This window comes from Streptomyces hundungensis, assembly GCF_003627815.1.
Classification (GTDB): Bacteria; Actinomycetota; Actinomycetes; order Streptomycetales; family Streptomycetaceae; genus Streptomyces; species Streptomyces hundungensis_A.
This window is the reverse complement of record NZ_CP032698.1, coordinates 2,070,036-2,093,617: the sequence shown is the minus strand read 5'-3', so window position 1 is coordinate 2,093,617 and position 23,582 is coordinate 2,070,036. Positions and strand designations below refer to the sequence as shown.

Here is a 23,582-nt window from a genome sequence, read left to right as displayed (position 1 = left end):
CATGCCGGGTGTGTCGGGTGCCCCCAGAGTGGGTGGTGGAGATGAGCGTGTCGTGCGCCACGAAGGGGGCGCCCGGCGGCCCGATGCCGCCGCCCGCGCATGACCTACCGGCGGCCATGTACTAGAGTTATCTCGACATCGAGATATCTACCGAGGCGCACCGCAGCCGACGCTCGGTAAGGGTTACCTAACTTAGCCTTACCTCAGCGGATCGACAACACGTCGTGGCGGCAGGATTGTGGTGGAACGCGCACATCAATGAAGGAGACTGTCGTGTCGGCGAACAGCTTCGACGCCCGCAGCACGCTGCGCGTGGGCGACGAGTCGTACGAGATCTTCAAGCTGGACAAGGTCGAGGGCTCCGCGCGCCTCCCTTACAGCCTGAAGGTTCTCCTGGAGAACCTGCTCCGCACCGAGGACGGCGCGAACATCACCGCCGACCACATCCGGTCGCTCGGCAACTGGGACTCCCAGGCCCAGCCCAGCGAGGAGATCCAGTTCACGCCGGCCCGCGTGATCATGCAGGACTTCACCGGTGTGCCCTGTGTCGTGGACCTCGCCACCATGCGTGAGGCCGTCAAGGAGCTCGGCGGCGACCCGGCGAAGGTCAACCCGCTCTCCCCGGCCGAGCTGGTCATCGACCACTCCGTCATCGCCGACAAGTTCGGCACCAAGGACGCGTTCGCGCAGAACGTCGAGCTGGAGTACGGCCGCAACAAGGAGCGCTACCAGTTCCTGCGCTGGGGCCAGACCGCCTTCGACGACTTCAAGGTCGTCCCGCCGGGCACCGGCATCGTCCACCAGGTCAACATCGAGCACCTCGCCCGTACGGTCATGGTCCGCAACGGCCAGGCCTACCCGGACACCCTGGTCGGCACCGACTCGCACACCACCATGGTCAACGGCCTCGGCGTGCTCGGCTGGGGCGTCGGCGGCATCGAGGCCGAGGCCGCGATGCTGGGCCAGCCGGTCTCGATGCTCATCCCGCGCGTCGTCGGCTTCAAGCTGACCGGTGAGCTGAACGCGGGCACCACCGCCACCGACCTCGTGCTGACGATCACCGAGATGCTGCGCAAGCACGGTGTCGTCGGCAAGTTCGTCGAGTTCTACGGCGAGGGTGTGGCGGCCACGAGCCTCGCCAACCGCGCCACCATCGGCAACATGTCGCCGGAGTTCGGCTCCACCGCCGCGATCTTCCCGATCGACGACGAGACCCTGAAGTACCTGCGCCTGACCGGCCGCGACGCCCAGCAGGTCGCGCTCGTCGAGGCGTACGCCAAGGAGCAGGGCCTCTGGCTGGACCCGGCCGCCGAGCCCGACTTCTCCGAGAAGCTGGAGCTCGACCTCTCCACGGTCGTCCCCTCCATCGCCGGCCCGAAGCGCCCGCAGGACCGCATCGTCCTCGCCAACGCCGCCGAGCAGTTCGCCAAGGACGTCCTCAACTACGTCGAGGTGCCCACCGCCCAGGCCGGCACCGCCGCCTCCCCGGTGGACGAGGCGAGCGACGAGTCCTTCCCGGCCTCCGACGCCCCGGCCTACGGCAGCCAGGAGAACGGCGCGGGCGCCCCGCAGCACGCCGAGGGCACCGGCGCCACCGTCCCGGCGAACCCGGTCACGGTCACCGCCGCCGACGGCACCACCTTCGAGATCGACCACGGCGCGGTCACCGTCGCGGCCATCACGTCGTGCACCAACACCTCGAACCCGTACGTCATGGTCGCCGCGGCCCTCGTCGCGAAGAAGGCCGTCGACAAGGGCCTGACCCGCAAGCCGTGGGTCAAGACCACGCTCGCCCCGGGCTCGAAGGTCGTCACCGACTACTTCGACAAGGCCGGTCTCACCCCCTACCTCGACAAGATGGGCTTCAACCTCGTCGGGTACGGCTGCACCACCTGCATCGGCAACTCCGGTCCGCTGGACGAGGAGATCTCGAAGGCGATCAACGAGCACGACCTCGCGGTCACCTCGGTGCTCTCCGGCAACCGCAACTTCGAGGGCCGGATCAACCCCGACGTCAAGATGAACTACCTGGCGTCCCCGCCGCTGGTCGTCGCGTACGCCATCGCCGGTTCGATGAAGGTCGACATCACCACCGAGGCGATCGGCACCGACACCGAGGGCAACCCGGTCTTCCTCAAGGACATCTGGCCCACCGAGGCCGAGGTCAACGACGTCGTGGCCAACGCCATCGGCGAGGACATGTTCAACAAGTCCTACCAGGACGTCTTCGCGGGTGACGCGCAGTGGCAGTCGCTGTCGATCCCGACCGGCAACACCTTCGAGTGGGACACCGAGTCCACCTACGTCCGTAAGCCCCCCTACTTCGAGGGCATGACGATGGAGACCACCCCGGTATCCGACATCGAGGGCGCCCGCGTCCTCGCCAAGCTGGGCGACTCGGTCACCACCGACCACATCTCCCCGGCCGGTGCGATCAAGGCTGACACCCCGGCCGGCAAGTACCTCACCGAGCACGGCGTCGAGCGTCGCGACTTCAACTCCTACGGCTCGCGCCGAGGCAACCACGAGGTCATGATCCGCGGCACCTTCGCCAACATCCGCCTGCGCAACCAGATCGCGCCGGGCACCGAGGGCGGCTTCACCCGCGACTTCACCCAGGCCGACGGCCCGGTCTCCTTCATCTACGACGCCTCTCAGAACTACCAGGCCGCCGGCGTCCCGCTGGTCATCCTGGCGGGCAAGGAGTACGGCTCGGGCTCGTCCCGCGACTGGGCCGCCAAGGGCACCGCGCTGCTCGGCGTCAAGGCCGTCATCGCCGAGTCCTACGAGCGCATCCACCGCTCGAACCTCATCGGCATGGGCGTCCTTCCGCTCCAGTTCCCCGAGGGCGCGACCGCTTCCTCGCTCGGCCTGACCGGCGAGGAGACCTTCTCCTTCACCGGCGTGACCGTCCTCAACGACGGCACCACCCCGCGCACGGTGAAGGTCACCACCGACACCGGCGTCGAGTTCGACGCGGTCGTCCGCATCGACACCCCCGGCGAGGCGGACTACTACCGCAACGGCGGCATCATGCAGTACGTGCTGCGCAGCCTGATCCGCAAGTAGGGACGGGCCCGGCAGCGGGAACGACGACAGGGCCGCACTCCCTTCCAGGGGGTGCGGCCCTGCCGCTTGCGCGCCGGGACTCCGCATGGCGCCGAAGTCAGGGACGCCGCTGACGCCTCAGGACGTCATCAGGCGGTAGACGGAGTAGTCGGTGCCGATCTGGACGCGCGGCTGGTACGGGGCGGCGGCCTGGCCGGTGCCCTTGTACAGCCACAGGCCGCCGCCGGTGTCCCGGGCGATGAGGTCGGTCCTGCCGTCCAGGTCCACATCGCCGCTGGAGAGCAGCTTGTTGAACATGTTCCAGCCGGAGCCGATCCTGGTGCGGGGCGCGAAGGGAGCCGTGTAGCTGCCCGTGCCCTTGTAGAACCACAGCACGCCCGCCGTGTCCCGGGCGACGATGTCGGGCTTGCCGTCGCCGTCCAGGTCGCCCTTGCCGGCGAGTTGGGTGTAGGCCTCCCAGCCGGCGCCCACCTTGATGCGGCCGGTCATGGTGCCGTCCCCGTAGCCGAGGTACAGCCACAGCACGCCCGTCTTGTCGCGCGCGATGAGGTCATAGCCCGGTGCGCCGCCGAGGTTGCCCGGCGAGAGCACCGTGTCGTAGATGTTCCAGCCGCCGCCGATCGCCTTGCCGGTGGCGGGGGTGGCGCTCGGATAGAACACCAGGTTCCCGTTGGTGTCCCACTGCCATTCGCCGTCGATGTAGCCGTTGGCGTCGTTGTCGACGAAGGCGTCGTTGGCCAGGGCGGGGAAGGTGCCGTCGACCTCCTCACGGCTGGTCAGGCCGCCGCTGCCGTTCGGGCCGTAGATCCAGCCGGTGTTCGCGCCGTCGACGCCCAGCATCGGGAAGACCGGGTCGGCGGCGTTGGCCGCCGCCGGGGCGGCTACGGCGAGCGCCGCCGCCTTCGGCGCGTTGCGCGGGGCCGTCGGCATATGGCCCGGGTAGACGCCGACGGCCGAGGCCGCACCGGCGCTCGCGCCGAGAAGAGCTGCGGCTATCGCCGCCACGGCGAGGCGGGACAACACCTTGCCGCTCCTACCGCCGTTGAGTGTGGCCACGTAGTGCTCCTGACTTGCGGTGGCGAAAGCGCGGACGGGGCGCCGTACGACCCATGAGCCGTACGACACCCCACCGCGCTGCTTTCACCGCATCCTTACAGCTGCACTCGTCCGAATACCGGGAAAGATGAGCTTTGCCCGGGTGAAATCCCCCGGTATCCGCGGCCGTTCAGGAGAGCAGCTCGACCTCCGCGAGGGTCGCACCGCCTCCGCTCCCGCTCACCAACCGGTAGTGCGGATACGAGCCGGGGGCCCGCACGGAGAACACCCTGGTCTGGTGGTCCCAGGTGAAGCGGTCGTCGGTCCGGCGGTCGAGGTCCTTCCACGTCGTGCCGTCGGCGGAGCTTTGAAGCGTCCAGGACGTCGGCGCCTTGGCGTGGTCACCGGAGGTGAGGGTGTACTGGAGCGCGCGGGGGGCGCCCGCCACCGGCAGTTCCACCGTCGTGAACTCGCCCGACGTCGCCGAGGAGTTGTCGAACAGCGGGCCGGAACCGGTGATCGCGTCGGCCGGGGGAGCGGGCACCTTGTCGTCCTGGGCTATGGAGACCGGCGCCGCGTTCTTCGCGGTGCCCCACGACGAGGGCTTGGCACCCATGGTGAAGTCGAGGGTGCCGCCCCGCGCCAGCAGGTCGTGCGGGAGCGCCGTGGAGTTCCACGCCTTCCCGTTGACCTTCAGGGACTGCACATAGACGTTGGAGACGCTGTTCTTCGGCGCCTTCACCACCAGATCGCGGCCGTTCTCCAGATGGACGGTCGCCTTGGTGAACAGGGGCGAGCCGATGGCGTACTCACCGCCGCCCATGACCAGCGGGTAGAAGCCGAGCGCCGAGAACACGAACCAGGCCGACTGCTCGCCGTTGTCCTCGTCGCCGTGGTAGCCCTGCCCGATCTCGCTGCCGTTGTACAGCCGGCGCAGGACCTCGCGGATCTTCTCCTGCGCCTTGTCCGGCCGGCCCGCCGCGTCGTACATGTACGTGACGTGGTGCGCGACCTGGTTGGAGTGGCCGTACTGGCCCATCCGCACATCACGCGCCTCGGTCATCTCGTGGATGACGCTGCCGTACGAACCGGCGAACTCGGGTGAGGCGGTCTCCGGCGTCGAGAAGTAGGCATCCAGCTTCTGGGCGAGGCCTGCCCGGCCGCCGTACAGGTTGGCCAGGCCCCGGGAGTCCTGCGGGGCGGTGAAGGCATAGCCCCAGCCGTCGGTCTCGGTGTAGTCGTAACCCCAGACGCGCGGGTCGAACTTCGCGCTGTCCACGCGCCATTGGCCGGCCGCGTCCTTGCCCTGGAAGAAGCCCGCCTTGCTGTCGAAGAGCTTCACGTAGTTCTGGGCCCGGCCCAGGAAGTACGCCGACTCCTCCTTGTAGCGGGGCTTCTTCGTCTTCTCGTACAACGCCTGGCCCATCTTCGCGAGGCCGTAGTCGTTGACGTATCCCTCCATCGACCAGGACAGGCCCTCGGGCGTGGAGGTCGGCGCGTAGCCGAGGAAGGGGGAGGTGTCCATGCCCTTGCGGCCCACCCCCGAGGACGGCGGGGCGACCGTCGCGTTCTTCAGGGCCGCCTCATAGGCGGCCTCCGCGTCGAACTTCACGCCCTTCACATAGGCGTCCGCGAAGGCCACGTCGGAGCTGGTGCCGGTCATCAGGTCGGCGTAGCCGGGCGAGGACCAGCGCGAGATCCAGCCGCCGTCCTTGTACTGCTGGACGAAGCCGTCGACCATCTCGCCGGCCTTCTTCGGGGTGAAGAGCGAGTAGGCGGGCCAGGTCGTGCGGTAGGTGTCCCAGAACCCGTTGTTGACGTAGACCGTGCCGTCGACGACCTTCGACCCGGTGTGCGTGGGGGTGTCCTCGCCGGTCTTCGGCGAGAACGGGCTGGCGTACCGGTTCTTCGAACCGACCTTCTCGAAGCCGGAGTTGGGGTACAGGTAGAGCCGGTACAGCGAGGAGTACAAGGTGGTCAGCTGCTCCTGCGAGGCGCCCTCGACCTCGATGCGGCCGAGGATCCTGTCCCAGGCCTGGCGCGCCTGGTCCCGGACCGTCTCGAAGCGGGCCTTCGCCGGGATCTCGGCGGCCAGGTTCGCCTTCGCCTGGTTCACGCTGATCAGCGAGGTCGCGAGCCGCAGCGTGACCGTGTGGTCCTTGCCGGGCTTGAAGCGCGCGTAGCCGGTGACGTCGGCGCCGCCACCGCCCGGCAGCTTGCCGCTCGCGGTGACGGGCGCGTCGAAGACGCCGTACACGAAGAGCCTCCCGGCGCCTGCGGACAGACCGCTCTTGACGTCGGAGTAGCCGGTGAAGGAACGCGTGGCCGCGTCCAGGATGAGGCCGCCCTGGTTGGTGACGTTGTCGAGGATCAGGCTCGCGTCGTCACCGGGATAGGTGAACCGCATCATCGCCGCGTGGTCGGTGGGTGTGATCTCGGTGGTGAGGCCGTTCTCGAAGGTCACCCCGTAGTAGTACGGCCTGGCGGTCTCCCGCTCGTGGCGGAAGGGCAGCGCGCGGGCGGTGCGGGAGGCGTCGGGGGTGCCGGCCGCCGCCGACGGCATCACCTGGAAGGTCTGCCGGTCGCCCATCCACGGGCTCGGTTCGTGGCTGGCGCTGAAGGCCTGGAGGGTGGGCAGGTTGTCGGCGTTGTTGCGCCGCGCGTAGTCGTACAGCCAGTCCTGCGATCCGGCGTTGGTGACCGGGGTCCAGAAGTTGAACCCGTTGGGGACCGCGGTCGCGGGGAAGTTGTTGCCGCGCGAGAAGGAGCCGCTGGAGTTGGTGCCGCGAGTGGTGAGCGCGTAGTCGGAGAGGTGCGCGAGCGGCTTGGCGGGCTTCTTCGGCGCGATGGTGAGGTCGTCGATCCAGCCCTGGAACGCGGCGGGGCCCTGGGGGGAGTCGTACGCCACCAGGATCCGGTCCACCGTCCGGCCGGCGGCGACCGTGCCGATCACCGAGGAGACCTGGTTCCACTGGTTGACGTAGAGCGTCTTGGCGGCGCCCTGCCCCTGCGGGTCGAGCCGCCCGCCGTGCGCGTCGAGCGCCTTGAGGTCACTCAGATAGGTGCCGTCGGTGAAGGCGAGGTCGACGGCCACATGGGTGGCGGGGTAGGTGAGGTCGGTCTCCGTCATCGACGGGAAGATCTTGTAGTCGAGTTCGGTGTCCCGGGTCACCGGCAGATCGACGTCGAAGACCTTGTTGTACGAGTAGGCCCGGCCCTTGGCCGTGTGGGTGCCGGCGTAGCGCAGCGCGCGCTTCCCGGTGAAGCCCGCGTTGGCCTTGGCGGTGGGGGAGCCGCCGGGACCCCGGTCGGGCGCGGTCAGCATGTCCGGCGGGGTGGGCGTGGTGGTGTCGCCGTTGGAGAACTGGAGGTCGCCGAGCTGGGTGATCGGGGCGCCGCCGTTGGCGGTGATCTCCAGGCGGTAGTGCGCGTAGGCGGTGGTGTTGACGATGTCGTACGTCGTGGTCTGGAAGCGGCTCTTGAAGCTCTGGCCCGCACGGCTGTCCAGGGTCCTCCAGTCCTTGCCGTCCGCCGACCCCTTCAGCGTCCAGTCCCTGGGGTCGCGTTCGGGCGCGTCGTTGGCCGACGTCAACGCGTAGGCGAGGATCTTCACCGGTTCGGAGAGATCGAATTCCAGCCAGGCCGTCGGCTGGAAGGCGAGCCATTTGGTGCTCGGCTGGCCGTCGACGAGGTTCTCCTTCACCTCCCCGCCGTCGGTGTTCTCGGCGCTGGCCCGGACATCGGTGACCCGGTCCGTCACATTGCCCGGTATGCCACTGCTGAAGGCGCCGTCGACCCCCGAGGACCGCTTGGTTCCGGCCCGGTCCCTCTCTACGGTATTGGCCCACTCCGGCTGGGGCTCGCCGGTCTCGAAGGAGGTGCTGAACCGGCCGCCGTGCTGGGCCGGTTGGGCGGTCGCGGACGGCGTCCCCACCGCCCACTGGGTCGTCACTACGAGCAGGAACGAGGCGGCGGCAAGGACGGCCGCCGGTCCTCGTCGGTACCGGGATCTGGGCAGCATGCTGGCCCTTTCCTTCGGCGCGCGCCGGTGTCGACCGGCAGATGCGAGGTGGACAACGTTGTCAGAGAGAAAACGCAGGATCCAGTAGCGCGGCAAGTGCGGCGTGGTGTCAAGGGTGTTGGGAAGGAATGCGTGGCTTGAATCGGCGCGGCAATGCAGTCGTCAAGGTGTGTAATGCGCGTCAAAAGGAGCAGCCCCTCCCCATTGGTACGTACCAACGAATACATCGCCGAGGTCTCAACTCGGGAAAGACTGTCGGCCAACCGTGCTTTCGATCTTGCTCAGTTGACGGGAAGTGGACTATACCTGTCGGCGTCCGGGCAACCCGCTGAACGCGGGCGGGGGAACCGCGTGCGGGCCGGTCGGCCCGGGGCCGGGCAGCCTCCGCGATGGATGTACGGCATCACTCACGCTTCAACTGTTCGCGGGCGTCGGCGGATTCCGCTGCACCGCATGAGTCCTGGAGAAGGCGAGGACTTGAGCATGGGATCCGAGATCAACCGTCGTGACGCACTCAAGCGGGCCATGGCAATCGGCCTGCTGGCAGTGCCGGCGACGTCGCTTCTGAGCGCGTGTGCCAGTTCCGACAGCGGTGACACCACCAAGAAGCCCAGTTCTCAGGGCACCAAGTCGGCGGACAATCCGCTGGGCGTCAACAAGGGCACCGCCCTTGAGGCGTTCGTCTTCAAGGGCGGCTTCGGCGACGACTACATCAAGTCCGCCGAGGCCGACTACAACGCCAAGTACGGCATCACGGTCAAGCACACCGGCACCCAGGCCATCGGCCCCAAGCTCCAGCCGCGGTTCGCCAGCAGCAGCCCGCCGGACTTCATGGACAACTCCGGTGCCGACAACCTCGACACCGCGGCCCTCGCCAAGACCGGCAAGCTCCAGGACCTCACCCCGCTCCTGGACGCGCCGACCATCGACGACCCCTCGAAGAAGGTCCGCGACGTCCTGATCGCCGGCACCGTCGAGCAGGGCCAGTTCGGCTCCAAGGAGATGTACGCGTTCAACTACGCGTTCACCGTCTACGGCACCTTCTACTCCAACAAGCTGTTCAAGGAGAAGGGCTGGACCTACCCCCAGACCTTCTCGGACATGCTGGCGCTCTGCAAGAAGATCAAGGCCGCGGGCATCGCGCCGTTCACCTACCCGGGCAAGTACCCGTACTACGTCCACTTCGACCTGCTGCACCAGATCGGCAAGGTCGGCGGCAAGGAAGCCCTCAACGCGATCGACAACCTCGACGACGGCGCCTTCAAGACCGACGCGGTCAAGGAGGTCATCGCGTACTACGAGGAGCTGGCCGGCCAGGGCTACTTCCTCCAGGGCTCCGAGGGCATGACCCACATCCAGATGCAGACCGCCTGGACGCAGGGCCGCGCCGCGATGGTCTCCGACGGCTCCTGGGTGGAGAACGAGGCCGCGCCCACCATGCCGAAGGACTTCGACCTCGCGGTCGGCTCCCTCATCGGCTCCGGCCCGAACGACAAGCTGCCCTTCGGCGCCCTGTACGCGGCGGCCGGCGAGCCCTTCATCGTCGCCAAGGACGGCAAGAACCCCACGGGCGGCATGGAGCTGCTGCGCATCATGCTCAGCAAGAAGCAGACCTCCAACTTCACCAACGCCATCAAGTCGCTGACCTGCGTCCAGGGCGCCGCCGACGGCCTCTCCCTGACCCCGGGCCTGACCTCGGCGAACGCCGCGCTGAAGGCGGCGGGCCCCAACGTCCTCAACTCCCGGCTCCAGGACTGGTACAAGAAGCTGAACAACGAGACCATCGGCAACCTCACCCTGGACCTGCTCAGCGGCAAGATCAAGGCGACCGAGTGGATCGACCGCGCCCAGAAGGCGGCGGACGACACCAAGAAGGACTCCTCCGTCCCGAAGTTCAAGCACCTCTGACGAGGCCGCTTAACCCCACTGGCTGAGACGAGAGCGACCGGCGACATGCGACACGGCAAGTACCGGTTCATCATCGGATTCCTGGCAATTCCCCTGGCGCTGTACGGGGTCCTCGTGATCTCGCCCTTCCTCCAGGACTTCCAGATTTCGCTGACGAGCTGGAGCGGACTGACCCCCGAGAAGAATTTCATCGGGTTGGACAACTATCAGAAGCTGATCCACAACGACCTGTTCTGGAAGGCGTTGTGGCACAACGTCCTTCTGTTGCTCTTCGTGCCGGTCGTCACGCTGGCCTTCGGTCTCTTCTTCGCCTTCATGCTGAATGTCGGCGGCCGTCGCAGGGGTTCTGCGGGGGTCGCCGGCGTACGGGGCTCGGGCCTCTACAAGGTGATCTTCTTCTTCCCGCAGGTCCTCTCGATCACGATCATCGCGATCCTGTGGCAGCAGATCTACAATCCCGACCCCGAGAACGGAATGCTCAACTCCCTTCTCTCCAGCGTCGGTCTGGGCTCGCTCCAGCAGTCCTGGCTCGGCGATTCCAGCATCGCGCTGATCTGCATCATGGTCGTGATGGTGTGGGCGAACGTCGGTTTCTACGTCGTCCTGTTCTCGGCCGGCATGGCCTCCATCCCGGGCGAGATCTACGAGGCGGCCCTCCTGGACGGCGCCTCGCGGGTCAAGACGTTCTTCCGGATCACCCTGCCGCTGCTGCGGGACACGGTGGCCACCGCCTGGGTCTACATGGGCATCATCGCGATGGACGCGTTCATCTACGTACAGCTGATGTCCGTGAACGTCGGCGGCCCCGACGAGTCCACCGACGTGGTCCCGCTGCTCCTGTACAAGACGGCGTTCCGGGACAACAGCCAGTACGGAATGGCCGCCGCCATGGGTGTCGCGATGCTGATCGTGACCCTGGTGTTCGCCGTTCTCAGCATGCGGCTCTCGCGCCGCGAGCGCATCGAATTCTAGGGATGGCGCGATGACGACCGAAACCCTGCCGGTGGACGGCGAGCAGACCACCGCCCCCGCCACCAGCGCCGCCCGCTGGAAGTGGCGCAGCAGCGAGGGGGGCGTGCTCAACGCCTTCTCCCATGTGTTCCTCCTGGTCTGGGCGCTCATGGTGGGCGTCCCCCTGCTGTGGGCGCTGTGGAGCTCGTTCAAGACCTCCGGCGACATCCTCACCCACCCCTGGGCGCTCCCCGGTGAGCTCCACTTCGAGAACTGGTCGCGGGCCTGGAGCAAGGCCAACATCGGCCAGTACTTCATCAACACGGCCTTCGTGGTGGGGCTTTCGACCGCCGGCACGATGCTGCTCGGCTCGATGGCGGCCTATGTGCTGGCCCGCTTCGAGTTCCCCGGCAACAGGTTCATCTACTTCCTGTTCGTCGGCGGCATGGCGTTCCCCGTGGTGATGGTCCTCGTGCCGCTGTTCTTCGTCACCAAGAACCTGGGCATCCTGAACACGCTGCCCGGCCTGATCCTCATCTACATCGCGTACTCGCTGCCGTTCACGGTCTTCTTCATGACGGCGTTCTTCCGGACGCTGCCGACCACCGTCGCCGAGGCCGCGCTCATCGACGGGGCCTCGCACACCCGCACGTTCTTCCAGATCATGCTGCCGATGGCCAAGCCCGGCATCATCAGCATCGGCATCTTCAACGTGCTCGGCCAGTGGAACCAGTACCTGCTGCCCCTGGTGCTCAACCAGGGCGACACCAAGAACTGGGTGCTCACCCAGGGGCTCGCGGACCTCGCCGTGCAGCAGGGCTACCAGGGCGACTGGGGAGCGCTTTTCGCGGGGCTCTCGATCGCGATGCTGCCCGTGCTCGCCGTCTACATCGTCTTCCAGAAGCAGGTCCAGGCGGGCCTGACGGCGGGAGCCCTCAAGTAGCCGGTCTCCGCCTCCGCCTTCTTCCCCCGACCGCCCGTGGGCCCCGCGCCCACGGGCGGTCGCGCGTTCCCCGATCCGCTCCGCGTCTGCTCAGGTCTTGACGGGAGACCACCCAGAAGGCTGAGCTTAGGGTTCACATGTTGGAGATAAGACGGGGCCTCATTGCTGCGGCTCCGTGTGGGGGCGGCCGTCGTGCCGTCCGCCTACGGCGGGAGTGGATGAGTCGATGGAGACTCCGGGGTCGCAGACGTCACTGCACCGGGCCAACCTTGAGCGGGTCGTACGCGCCGTGCGCATGGCGGGCTCGCTCACCCAGGCCGAGATCGCCAGGACGACGGGTCTGTCCGCGGCCACCGTCTCCAACATCGTCCGTGAGCTGAAGGACGGCGGGACCGTCGAGGTCACCCCCACCTCGGCCGGCGGCCGCAGGGCCCGCAGCGTCTCGCTCAGCGGCTCGGCGGGCATCGTGATCGGGGTCGATTTCGGCCATACGCACCTGCGGGTCGCGGTCGGCAACCTGGCCCACCAGGTGCTCGCCGAGGAGTCCGAGCCGCTCGATGTCGACGCCTCCTCCGCGCAGGGCTTCGGCCGGGCCGAGGAGCTGGTCAAGCGCCTGATCGCGGCCACCGGCATCGGCCAGGACAAGGTCATCGGGGTGGGTCTCGGCGTGCCGGGACCCATCGATGTGGAGTCCGGCACGCTCGGCTCCACCTCGATCCTGCCGGGCTGGACCGGCATCAACCCCAGCGAGGAGCTCTCCGGGCGCCTGGGCGTGCCGGTGTACGTCGACAACGACGCCAACCTGGGCGCCCTCGGCGAGCTGGTGTGGGGCGCCGGGCGCGGGGTGCGGGACCTGGCGTACATCAAGGTCGCCAGCGGTGTGGGCGCCGGCCTGGTGATAGACGGGCAGATCTACCGCGGGCCCGGCGGCACCGCGGGCGAGATCGGGCACATCACCCTGGACGAGTCGGGCCCGGTGTGCCGCTGCGGCAACCGCGGCTGCCTGGAGACCTTCACCGCGGCCCGCTATGTGCTGCCGCTGTTGCAATCCAGCCACGGCGCCGACCTGACGATGGAGCGTGTGGTCCAAATGGCCCGCGCGGGTGACCCGGGATGTCGTCGGGTGATCGCGGACGTCGGACGCCACATCGGCAGCGGCGTGGCCAATCTGTGCAACCTCCTCAACCCCAGCCGGGTGGTCCTCGGCGGCGACCTCGCGGAGGCCGGCGAGCTCGTTCTGGGGCCGATCAGGGACTCGGTGTCGCGGTACGCGATCCCCAGCGCCGCACGGCAGTTGTCGGTTCTTCCCGGGGCGCTGGGCGGCCGGGCCGAAGTGCTGGGCGCGCTCGCTCTCGTGCTGAGTGAAATGGGCGATTCGACCCTGTTGGACAGTGCACTTCCCGCCTCGGCGCCTGCCTTCACTTAGATAACGGATGGCACCGTTGTCATCTCGTTAAGGATTTACTCCTTGACGATGGGCTTAACGCCGAGTTGACTTCCAGCCACCTCGGCCGCACTGTCGCGGCCTCGTCAGGGAGGTTTCTGAAGTGAACACGAACATGCGTCGTGCCGCTGTAGCCGTCGCCGCCACCGCGATGGCCGTCTCGCTCGCCGCCTGTGGCAGCGCCAAGGAGTCGGGCGGCGGAACCAAGTCGTCCGACGGCGCCAAGAAGGGCGACGACCTCAAGATCGGTCTGCTGCTCCCGGAGAACCAGACCGCGCGCTACGAGAAGTTCGACAAGCCGCTGATCGAGGCCAAGGTCAAGGAGCTGACGGGCGGCAAGGGCCAGATCGTCTACGCCAACGCCAAGCAGGACGCGACGACGCAGAACCAGCAGGCCGACACGATGATCACCAACAAGGTGGACGCCCTCATCGTGGACGCGGTCGACTCCAAGGCCATCGCGGGCTCGGTCAAGAAGGCCAAGGACGCCGGCATCCCGGTCGTCGCCTTCGACCGCCTCGCCGAGGGCCCCATCGACTCCTACGTCTCCTTCGACAACGAGGAAGTCGGCCACGTGCAGGGCAAGGCCCTCCTCCAGGCCCTGGGCGACAAGGCGAAGTCCGGCGACATCGTCATGATGAACGGCGCCGTCACCGACCCGAACGCCAAGCTCTTCAAGAAGGGCGCCCACGCCGAGCTCGACGGCAAGGTGAACATCGGGAAGGAGTACGACACCAAGGAGTGGAAGCCCGAGAACGCCAACGCCAACATGGAGGGCGCGCTCTCCGCCCTGGGCAAGGACAAGGTCATCGGCGTCTACTCCGCCAACGACGGCATGGCGGGCGGCATCATCACCGCCCTCAAGGCGGCCGGCCTCGCCAAGCTTCCCCCGGTCACCGGTCAGGACGCCGAGCTCGCGGGTGTGCAGCGGATCCTCACGGGCGAGCAGTACATGAGCGTCTACAAGTCCTACCCGCAGGAGGACGCGATCGCCGCCGAGATGGCGGTCAAGCTCGCCAAGGGCGAGTCCCTCGGCTCGCTCGACGCCAAGAAGGTCGACTCGCCGACCACCAAGGGCGTTCCGTCCACCATCGTCCCGGTCGTCTCGCTGACCAAGGCCAACGTCAACGACACGGTCATCAAGGACAAGATCTACACGGTCGCCGAGATCTGCACCGGCACCTACAAGGCCGCCTGCGACGCGGCCGGCCTCAAGTAGTTCCTCCCGCCAACTCCCTTGCCCGGCAAGGGAGTTGAGGGACAGCACCTTCCCTCCGGCGCCCCGCGCCCGCCTCTGTCCCCCGCTGCGGCGGGGGCGCCGGACGAAACGTTTTCCCCTTTTTCTGTTCTCTTCTGCTCGACCTCCGCGCCCCCACCCCTTCGGGCGCGGCATCCCCGCCGGTCAGGCGGCGAAGGAGATGGTTCACGTGTCCGCTACGCCCGTGTTGGCGTTGCGCGGGGTCTCCAAGCGGTTCGGTGCCGTTCAGGCGCTCACCGACGTAGAGCTTGAGGTCCACGCCGGTGAAGTGGTCGCCCTGGTGGGCGACAACGGCGCCGGAAAGTCCACGCTGGTCAAGACGATCGCCGGCGTGCACCCCATCGATGACGGCGTCATCGAGTGGGAGGGCAAGGCCGTCCAGATCGGCAAGCCGCACGACGCCCAGACCCTCGGCATCGCGACCGTCTACCAGGACCTCGCGCTGTGCGACAACATCGATGTCGTCGGCAACCTCTACCTCGGGCGCGAGCTGAAGAAGCGCGGCGTCCTCGACGAGGTCGAGATGGAGCGCCGCTCGCGCGAGCTGCTCACCACGCTGTCCATCCGCATCCCGAGCGTGCGCATCCCGATCGCCTCGCTCTCCGGCGGTCAGCGCCAGACCGTGGCCATCGCCCGTTCGATGCTCGGCGAGCCCAAGCTCGTCATCCTCGACGAGCCGACCGCGGCGCTCGGCGTCGAGCAGACCGCCCAGGTGCTCGACCTCGTCGAGCGGCTGCGCGAGCGCGGCCACGCGGTCGTCCTCATCAGCCACAACATGGCCGATGTGAAGGCCGTCGCCGACAAGGTCGCGGTGCTCCGGCTCGGCCGGAACAACGGTGTCTTCGATGTGAAGACCACCTCGCAGGAAGAGATCATCTCCGCCATCACCGGAGCCACGGACAACGCCGTGACCCGCCGTGCGGCGCGCAACGCGGAGGTTCAGAAGTGAGCACCGACAAGACCTCCCCGGCCGACCTCGGCAAGCCGGCCGCGGCCCCCGTGGACGCGCCGCCCCCGGCCGAGGCCGCCTCCACCGTGGTCGACCCCCGCCTGCTCGTCCGCGAGCAGGGCCTCACCGGCTACCTCGGCGAGTTCAAGCGCAAGGTGCGCGCCGGTGACCTGGGCGCGCTGCCCGTCATCATCGGCCTGGTCATCATCTGCATCGTCTTCCAGAGCCTGAACTCGAACTTCCTCACCGCGGGCAACCTGTCCGACATCTCCGTCGCCATGGTCGGCACGGGCATGATCGCGGTCGGCATCGTCTTCGTGCTGCTGCTCGGCGAGATCGACCTGTCGGTCGGCTCGGTCAGCGGTGTGGCGGGCGCGTCCTTCGCGGTCCTCAACATCATCCACGGCACGCCCGAGTGGCTGGCGCTGATCCTGGCCATCCTGACGGGCACGGTCGCGGGCGCCCTCCACGGCTTCATCTTCGCGAGGATCGGCGTCCCCGCCTTCGCCGTCACGCTGGCCGGTCTGCTGTTCTGGAACGGCTTCATGCTGAAGATCCTGGGCGACAACGGCACGATCAACACCAACGGCTCAGGCGTCTTCTACAACCTGTCGAACTACTTCTTCAGCGATGTCGCGGTGGCCTACGGCGCCGCCGCGGTGGCCGTCGCCGTGTACTTCCTGTCCGCGTTCTTCGACAGCCGCCGCCGCGAGGCCGCGGGCGTCCCCTCGCGGCCGCTGAACGAGATCGTGCTGCGCACGGTGCTGCTCGCCGTGGTGGCCTTCGCCGCGGCCTTCATGTTCAACCAGTACAAGGGCCTGCCGCTGGCCGTGGTGATCTTCCTCGCAGTGCTGATCGTCACCGACTTCGTGCTCCGGCGCACCGCGTACGGCCGCATGATCTTCGCGCTCGGTGGCAGCGTCGAGGCGTCCCGTCGTGCCGGCATCAACATCGTGCTGGTCCGCACCTCGGTCTTCGCGATCTCCGGCACCTTCGCGGCCATCGGCGGCCTCTTCATCGCGTCCAAGATCAGCGCCGCCAACCAGGGCGCCGGCAGCGGTGAGCTCCTGATGAACGCCATCGCGGCGGCCGTCATCGGCGGCACCAGCCTCTTCGGCGGCCGCGGCCGCACCTGGAACGCGCTCCTGGGCGTGCTGGTGATCGTCTCGATCCAGTACGGTCTGGCGCTCGAAGGCGTCGCCTCGGCGATCCAGCAGATGATCACCGGTGGTGTGCTTCTGCTCACCGTGATCATCGACGCCGTCACGCGCAAGACCCAGAAGTCCGCGGGCCGCGCCTGACCTGCCCCGTTCCCGACGTGCCCGGTGCCCGTGAGGCGCCGGGCACGTCTGCGCGTGGCGTGCCGTATGGGCAACACGGGTGCCACGGAACGCACCGCCCCGCGACCGCGGTCGCGGCCGGAACATTAGACTCAACGGATCGGCATGCTCGACCAGCACGGATGCAAGGAGGCACGGGTGCCGCTGCTTACCCGTATCAGGGGACCGCGCGATCTTGACCGGCTCAGCCCGGAGCAGCTCGACCAGCTGGCGGCAGAGATCCGGACCTTCCTGGTGGACGCGGTCTCCAAGACCGGCGGACATCTCGGTCCGAACCTCGGTGTGGTGGAACTGACCATCGCACTGCACCGCGTTTTCGAATCCCCCCGGGACCGGGTCCTGTGGGACACCGGGCACCAGAGTTACGTCCACAAACTGCTCACCGGGCGGCAGGACTTCTCCCGCCTGAAGATGAAGGGCGGGCTGTCCGGCTACCCGGCGCGCGCCGAGTCGGACCACGACGTCATCGAGAACAGCCACGCCTCGACGGTCCTCGGCTGGGCCGACGGCCTCGCCAAGGCGAACGAGGTGCTCGGCAAGGACGACCACGTCGTCGCGGTCATCGGCGACGGCGCGCTGACCGGTGGCATGGCCTGGGAGGCGCTGAACAACATCGCCGCCGCCAAGGACCGCCCCCTGGTGATCGTGGTCAACGACAACGAGCGCTCGTACGCGCCGACCATCGGAGGCCTCGCCAACCACCTCGCCACCCTGCGCACCACGGACGGCTACGAGCGCTTCCTGGCCAAGGGCAAGGACCTCCTGGAGCGCACGCCGGTCGTCGGCAAGCCGCTGTACGAGACCCTGCACGGCGCCAAGAAGGGCCTCAAGGACTTCATCGCCCCGCAGGGCATGTTCGAGGACCTGGGCCTGAAGTACGTCGGCCCCATCGACGGCCACGACATCGAGGCCCTGGAGTCGGCGCTCCAGCGCGCCAAGCGCTTCGGCGGCCCGGTCATCGTGCACTGCCTCACCGAGAAGGGCCGCGGCTACCAGCCGGCGCTCGCGGACGAGGCCGACCGCTTCCACGCGGTCGGCAAGATCCACCCGGACACCGGCCTTCCCGTGTCGACCTCCGGGCTCGACTGGACCTCGGTGTTCGGCGAGGAGATGGTCGCGCTCGGCAAGGAGCGCGAGGACATCGTCGCGATCACCGCGGCCATGCTCCAGCCGGTCGGCCTCGACAAGTTCGCCAAGGCGTTCCCCGAGCGCGTCTACGACGTGGGCATCGCCGAGCAGCACGCCGCGGTCTCCGCGGCGGGCCTCGCCACCGGCGGGGTGCACCCCGTGTTCGCGGTGTACGCCACCTTCCTCAACCGCGCCTTCGACCAGGTCCTCATGGATGTCGCGCTGCACAAGTGCGGCGTGACCTTCGTGCTCGACCGGGCCGGCGTCACCGGCACCGACGGCGCCTCGCACAACGGCATGTGGGACATGTCGATCCTCCAGGTCGTGCCCGGCCTCAGGATCGCCGCCCCGCGCGACGCCGACCAGGTGCGTGCCCAACTGCGCGAGGCCGTCGCGGTGGAGGACGCCCCCACCGTGGTGCGCTTCTCCAAGGGCGCGGTCGGCCCCGCCGTCCAGGCCGTGGGCCGCATCGGCGGCATGGACGTGCTGCGCGAGCCCTCCTCGGCCGCGGTGCGCCCGGACGTGCTCCTGGTCTCGGTCGGCGCGCTCGCGCCGATGTGCCTGGAGATCGCCGACCTCCTGGACGCCCAGGGCATCTCGACGACCGTGGTCGACCCGCGCTGGGTCAAGCCGGTCGACGAGGCCATGGCCCCGCTCGCCGAGAAGCACCGCGTCGTGGTGACCGTCGAGGACAACAGCCGCGTGGGCGGCGTCGGTTCGGCCATCAGCCAGGCGCTGCGCGACGCGGGCGTGGACGTGCCGCTGCGCGACTTCGGCATTCCGCCGCGCTTCCTCGACCACGCCTCGCGCGGCGAGGTGATGACGGAGATCGGTCTGACCGCGCCCGACATCGCCCGCCAGGTGACCGGTCTCGTCTCCAAGCTGGACGGACGGTTCGAGGAGAGCCGGGCGGCGGCGGAGCCCGTGCGCGACTGATCATGTGAGTGCAGGTCAATGGGCCGGACCGATCTCCCGTACGGGTGATGGGTCCGGCCCGTTCGCGTGAAAAACGCGCTCAGCCCGGTACCCGTACCTCCACTCCTCCCGATCATGGCGAGGACGTTGAGCTAGCGGAGGTGCACGGGTGGCCAGTAAAGGTCTGTTCCGGACCAAATCGATCGAACAGTCCATCAGAGACACGGAGGAGCCAGAACACGCACTCAAGAAGTCGTTGTCCGCTCTCGACCTCACCGTCTTCGGGGTCGGAGTCATCATCGGCACCGGCATCTTCGTCCTCACGGGCAAGGTCGCCAAGGAGAACGCGGGGCCGGGAGTCTCGCTCGCGTTCGTGGTCGCGGGCGTCGTCTGCGCGCTCGCCGCGCTCTGCTACGCCGAGTTCGCCTCGACGGTGCCGGTGGCCGGATCCGCGTACACCTTCTCCTACGCCTCGCTCGGCGAGCTGCCCGCGTGGATCATCGGCTGGGACCTGGTGCTCGAATTCGCGCTCGGCACGGCGGTGGTGGCGGTCGGCTGGTCCGGCTACGTCCGTTCGCTCCTGGACAACGCCGGCTGGCATCTGCCCGAGGCCCTCAGCGGGCGCGACGGCGCCCACGGCTTCGGCTTCGACATCCTGGCGGCCGCGCTCGTCCTGGTACTCACCGGCATCCTCGTCCTCGGCATGAAGCTGTCGGCACGGGTCACCTCGGTCGTCGTCGCCATCAAGGTGACGGTCGTCCTCATCGTGATCATCGCGGGCGCGTTCTTCATCAACTCCGACAACTACTCGCCGTTCATCCCCAAGGCGCAGGCACAGAGCGCGGGCGGCGACCTCAAGGCCCCGCTCATCCAGCTGATGAGCGGCTACGCCCCCACCAACTTCGGCGTGATGGGCATCTTCACCGCCGCCTCGGTCGTCTTCTTCGCCTTCATCGGCTTCGACATCGTGGCGACCGCCGCCGAGGAGACCAAGAACCCGCAGCGGGACATGCCGCGCGGCATCCTCGGCTCGCTCCTCATCTGCACCCTCCTGTACGTGGCCGTCTCGATCGTGGTGACGGGCATGCAGCACTACACCAAGCTGTCGGTGGACGCGCCGCTCGCTGACGCGTTCAAGGCCACCGGCCACCCCTTCTTCGCCGGCATCATCAGCTTCGGCGCCGCGGTGGGCCTGACCACGGTCTGCATGATCCTGCTGCTCGGCCAGACCCGGGTGTTCTTCGCGATGAGCCGGGACGGGCTGCTGCCCCGGTTCTTCTCCCACGTCCACCCGCGCTTTCGCACCCCGCACCGGCCGACCATCCTGCTCGGCGTGATCATCGCGATCGTCGCCGGGTTCACCAGCCTCAGCGAACTGGCCGACCTGGTGAACATCGGGACCCTGTTCGCGTTCGTCGTCGTCGCCGTCGGCGTCGTCATCCTGCGCCACACCCGGCCCGACCTGCCCCGCGCCTTCCGCACCCCGCTGGTGCCCTGGGTGCCCGCGCTCGCGGTGGCCGCCTCGCTGTGGCTGATGCTCAACCTGCCGGCCGAGACCTGGATCCGGTTCGCCGTGTGGATGGCGATCGGCGTGGTCATCTACTTCGTCTACGGCCGCCGCCACAGCCGCGTCGAGGAGCCCGCGCCCCGCACCACCCGGTAACCCGCCCCCGATTCGGCAGCGGCCCCGTATGTCCCCGCGCTCGGGGCGTACGGGGCCGCATAGGGTGGCCCGCATGCTCGCCGAGCCACCACCGTCGCTACGATCCGCGACCACGAGCATCCCGGCGGCCAAGGGCCGTCGCCCCACCGACCCGCGCGCCCCCGAGGGCTACTGGCGGCGCCTGCTGCCGGTCCTCGCCGTGCTCGCCCTCCTCACCCGCCTCCCGTCCTTCCGGCACCCCCTGTGGAGCCCCGACGAGGGCTATCTCGCCGTCCAGGCACGCCTCCTGGCGAGCGGCGGCACCCTGTACACCACGGTCGTCGACCGCAAACCACCCCTGCTGCCCTGGCTGTACGAGGCCGCGTTCGCCGTGTGCGGAGACGGCTCGCTCGGCCCGCTGCGCCTCGCCGCGATCGCCGCCCAGCTCCTGACCGCGCTCGCGCTCGCCTCCACCGCACGACGCCGCTGGGGCGACGGCGCGGGGCGCGCCGCCGGCGTCCTGTACCTGCTGGTCTCGGTGGGGCTCAACCCCGAGGACGCCCAGGCGGCCACCTTCGAGGTGTTCATGCTGCCCTTCACGGCGGCCGCCGTCCGCTGCGCCGACCGGGGGCACTTCACCCGGGCCGGCCTCGCCGTCGCAGGGGCGTGCCTGACCAAACAGACCGGCGGCGCCGTCCTCCTCCCCGTCCTGTGGCTGGCGTGGCACCATCCTCGGCCGCTACGAACCTCCCTGCTGCGTACGGGGGTTGGCCTCGCCGCCCCCGTCCTCGCGGTGGCCCTGTCCACCGGGCCCTCCCGCTTCCTGTTCTGGACGGTCACCGGATCGGCCGCCTATGCCTCCTTCACCGGGTCCGAACTCCACGTCCTGGCGCGGGGGTTGACCAACACCCTCATCCTGGCCGCGGGCTGCGCGGGGCTCCTGCCGCCGGTCGTACGGGTGCTGCGCATCGCCCGGACCGGCGCCGGGGACCTGTGGCTCTGGCTGATCGCCTCCGCGGGGGCGGTCCTGCTCGGCTTCCACTTCTTCGGCCACTACTACCTCCAGCTCATCCCGCCCCTGGTGCTGCTCGCCACCGGCGCGCTCCAGATCCTGCCCGCCCCCCGGCTCACCAGCGCGCTGTCCACCTGCGCCTGCGCCTGCGCCCTGTTCCTGGTGTGGGGGGTGCTCGCCCCGCGCCCGGAGCTCGCCCACAGCGAGCGCCTCGCCGCGGCCGTCGAGGCCCGCACCACGCCCACCGAACGGGTCCTGGTCTGGGGCATACACCCGGAGACGTACTGGCTGGCCCGGCGCGCCCCCGCCAGCCGCTATCTGACCGCCGGGCTGCTCACCAACTACAGCGGCGGCCGCGACGGACCCCAGGTGGGGGAGAAGTACGGGGTGGACGGCGCGTGGCCGGTGTTCCGCACCGAACTCGCCGACCGGCCGCCGGCGCTCGTCGTGGACGACTCCCGTGGCAAACCCTTCGCCCCCGACCGCCTCCCCACCCTGCGCCGCTTCCTCGCCGCACGGTACGAGCGCAGCGCCGTCGTGGACGGGGCCGTCTTCTACGTACGCGCGGACCGGCCCTCACCCGGGCGGACGTAGCCCAGGGGTGGAAACTCCGCCCGGGGCGGGTGCGGGGAGCGGTGAAAAGCCCCACGTCGGGACGGAAATCCCGGGGAAAAGCGGGGTGGCGACCAGTGTTAAAGTCGCTGGACGTCGCTGGTTTGCTGGACCCGGACGCTCGCGCGGATCCGGTGGGGAAAGGTGGTCGTGGACCATGGCACTGAGGTCTCGACAGACGGCGGGCGGTGAGCCCCAGCGGTCCGGCTCCATCGTCACCACACCCGTCGCCGCCACCCCCCGCGTGGCGACCGAGGACGGCCGCCCCACGGTCACCGGCTGGCTCCGGCTCGGCAAGGACGGCCGGCTCTCCGCGTACGCCCCCGCCACCGGCGGCGTGGCCCGCTGGACCGAGACCCGGCCGGGCGGCGCCTGGACGGGCCCCGAACTGGTGGCGCCGGGCAAGGGACTCCAGTCGCACCTCTCGGTCGCCCAGGGCCCCGACGGCTATGTGCACCTGGCGGCGCTGCGCCAGACCCCCATCGAGGACGGCGGCACCTGGACCGAGCTGGTCCACGCCATCCAGTACCAGACGGGCCGCCCCGTCAAGAACTGGGCCGTCGTGGGTTCGCCCTACCCACGGCGCGACTGGAAGCTGGGCTTGCGCATGGGCCACCCCTCGGTGGGCGTCGACTCGCTGGGCAACGCCCAGATCGTCGTGCGCAACGCCTTCGGCGGAGTGTCCGCGCGCGGCCAGGAGCCGTCCGGCAAGTGGGCCGGCTGGGCCGACCTCAACGGCAACGGCGCCGACCGCTCGATATCCGTCGTGGCGGCCGAGGGCGGCCGGATGTTCATCCACGCCCCGTCCGACGACGGCATCATGCGCTTCCGACGGGCCGCCGCCGACGCCAAGTTCGAGCGCGTCGACAAGCTTCCCGGCCACCCGGAGACGGCCACCGTCAACGGCCTGGAGACCGGCGAGGACGGCAGCGTCACGTTCTTCCTGCGCGACGCCGACTCCGGCGAGCTGCGCGCCTGGCGCGGGGACGGTCCCATGGAGTCGCTCGGCGGCCGGGGCTCGGGCCCCGTCGCGGTGCTGCGCAAGGAGATCGACGGCGTCGACTGCACGGTGCTGGCCCAGCGCGACCGCGACGGCCGCCCCGCGATAGCGGCCTACCCCACCGAGCAGGAGGAGGCCGGGGTCACCTGGACCCCGACCGGTGAAGTCTGCGTGGGCGCCCCCGCGTTGACGGTGGACGCCGACGGCCGCGTCGTGCTCGGCGTGTTCACCGTCGACGGCGGCCTGCGGATCACCCGCCAGCGCACCGACGAGCCGGGCCTGGCCCTGGAGGCCTGGCAGCAGGTCTGACCCTTGACGCGCACCAAGGCCCGGGACCACGCGTGGTCCCGGGCCT

14 protein-coding genes are annotated in these 23,582 nt (G+C 69.0%); 12 read left to right on the top strand and 2 right to left on the bottom strand.

Annotated elements, in window-relative coordinates; all coding sequences use genetic code 11:
- Positions 1–273: 273 nt before the first annotated feature.
- Complete coding sequence (locus DWB77_RS09280) at positions 274–3,069, top strand: aconitate hydratase (protein WP_120727574.1); 2,796 nt, start codon at positions 274–276, stop codon at positions 3,067–3,069.
- A gap of 117 nt (positions 3,070–3,186) precedes the next feature.
- On the opposite strand, the gene DWB77_RS09275 is transcribed toward DWB77_RS09280, so the two are convergent.
- Positions 3,187–4,125 (bottom strand): FG-GAP repeat domain-containing protein, encoded by a 939-nt coding sequence (locus tag DWB77_RS09275; RefSeq protein WP_162952482.1) that lies wholly within the window; start codon positions 4,123–4,125, stop codon positions 3,187–3,189.
- A gap of 169 nt (positions 4,126–4,294) precedes the next feature.
- A complete protein-coding gene (locus DWB77_RS09270; RefSeq protein ID WP_120720792.1) occupies positions 4,295–8,125 on the bottom strand; it encodes a GH92 family glycosyl hydrolase in 3,831 nt (1,276 codons plus the stop codon).
- A 483-nt stretch (positions 8,126–8,608) separates the two neighbouring features.
- Between DWB77_RS09270 and ngcE the strand changes: the two genes are divergently transcribed.
- From ngcE to DWB77_RS09215, 11 genes are all read left to right on the top strand, one after another.
- Positions 8,609–10,033, top strand: a complete 1,425-nt coding sequence (gene ngcE, locus DWB77_RS09265; RefSeq protein ID WP_120720791.1) for an N-acetylglucosamine/diacetylchitobiose ABC transporter substrate-binding protein — start codon at positions 8,609–8,611, stop codon at positions 10,031–10,033.
- Positions 10,034–10,078: 45 nt separating this feature from the next.
- The gene (locus DWB77_RS09260; protein ID WP_120720790.1) at positions 10,079–11,005 is read left to right on the top strand and encodes a carbohydrate ABC transporter permease; all 927 of its coding nucleotides are present in this window, start codon (positions 10,079–10,081) and stop codon (positions 11,003–11,005) included.
- Between the two features lie 10 nt (positions 11,006–11,015).
- Positions 11,016–11,927, top strand: a complete 912-nt coding sequence (locus DWB77_RS09255; RefSeq protein ID WP_120720789.1) for a carbohydrate ABC transporter permease — start codon at positions 11,016–11,018, stop codon at positions 11,925–11,927.
- A 226-nt stretch (positions 11,928–12,153) separates the two neighbouring features.
- On the top strand, positions 12,154–13,353 hold the full coding sequence (locus DWB77_RS09250) for an ROK family transcriptional regulator (RefSeq protein WP_120720788.1): 1,200 nt from the start codon (positions 12,154–12,156) through the stop codon (positions 13,351–13,353).
- 133 nt (positions 13,354–13,486) lie between these two features.
- Positions 13,487–14,590 (top strand): ABC transporter substrate-binding protein, encoded by a 1,104-nt coding sequence (locus DWB77_RS09245; protein ID WP_174248686.1) that lies wholly within the window; start codon positions 13,487–13,489, stop codon positions 14,588–14,590.
- Positions 14,591–14,789: 199 nt separating this feature from the next.
- Entirely contained in the window at positions 14,790–15,578 is a 789-nt protein-coding gene (locus tag DWB77_RS09240; RefSeq protein WP_120720786.1) for an ATP-binding cassette domain-containing protein, read from the top strand.
- Complete coding sequence (locus DWB77_RS09235; protein WP_120720785.1) at positions 15,575–16,879, top strand: sugar ABC transporter permease; 1,305 nt, start codon at positions 15,575–15,577, stop codon at positions 16,877–16,879. Before DWB77_RS09240 ends, DWB77_RS09235 begins: the two co-directional genes overlap by 4 nt.
- Before the next feature lie 177 nt (positions 16,880–17,056).
- Positions 17,057–18,982: a 1-deoxy-D-xylulose-5-phosphate synthase gene (gene dxs, locus DWB77_RS09230; RefSeq protein WP_120727570.1), complete on the top strand. Its 1,926-nt coding sequence runs from the start codon at positions 17,057–17,059 to the stop codon at positions 18,980–18,982.
- Positions 18,983–19,130: 148 nt separating this feature from the next.
- Positions 19,131–20,624: an amino acid permease gene (locus tag DWB77_RS09225; RefSeq protein ID WP_120720784.1), complete on the top strand. Its 1,494-nt coding sequence runs from the start codon at positions 19,131–19,133 to the stop codon at positions 20,622–20,624.
- 73 nt (positions 20,625–20,697) lie between these two features.
- Complete coding sequence (locus DWB77_RS09220; protein WP_120720783.1) at positions 20,698–22,209, top strand: glycosyltransferase family 39 protein; 1,512 nt, start codon at positions 20,698–20,700, stop codon at positions 22,207–22,209.
- 175 nt (positions 22,210–22,384) lie between these two features.
- The gene (locus DWB77_RS09215) at positions 22,385–23,536 is read left to right on the top strand and encodes a hypothetical protein (protein ID WP_216826840.1); all 1,152 of its coding nucleotides are present in this window, start codon (positions 22,385–22,387) and stop codon (positions 23,534–23,536) included.
- Positions 23,537–23,582: the final 46 nt, after the last annotated feature.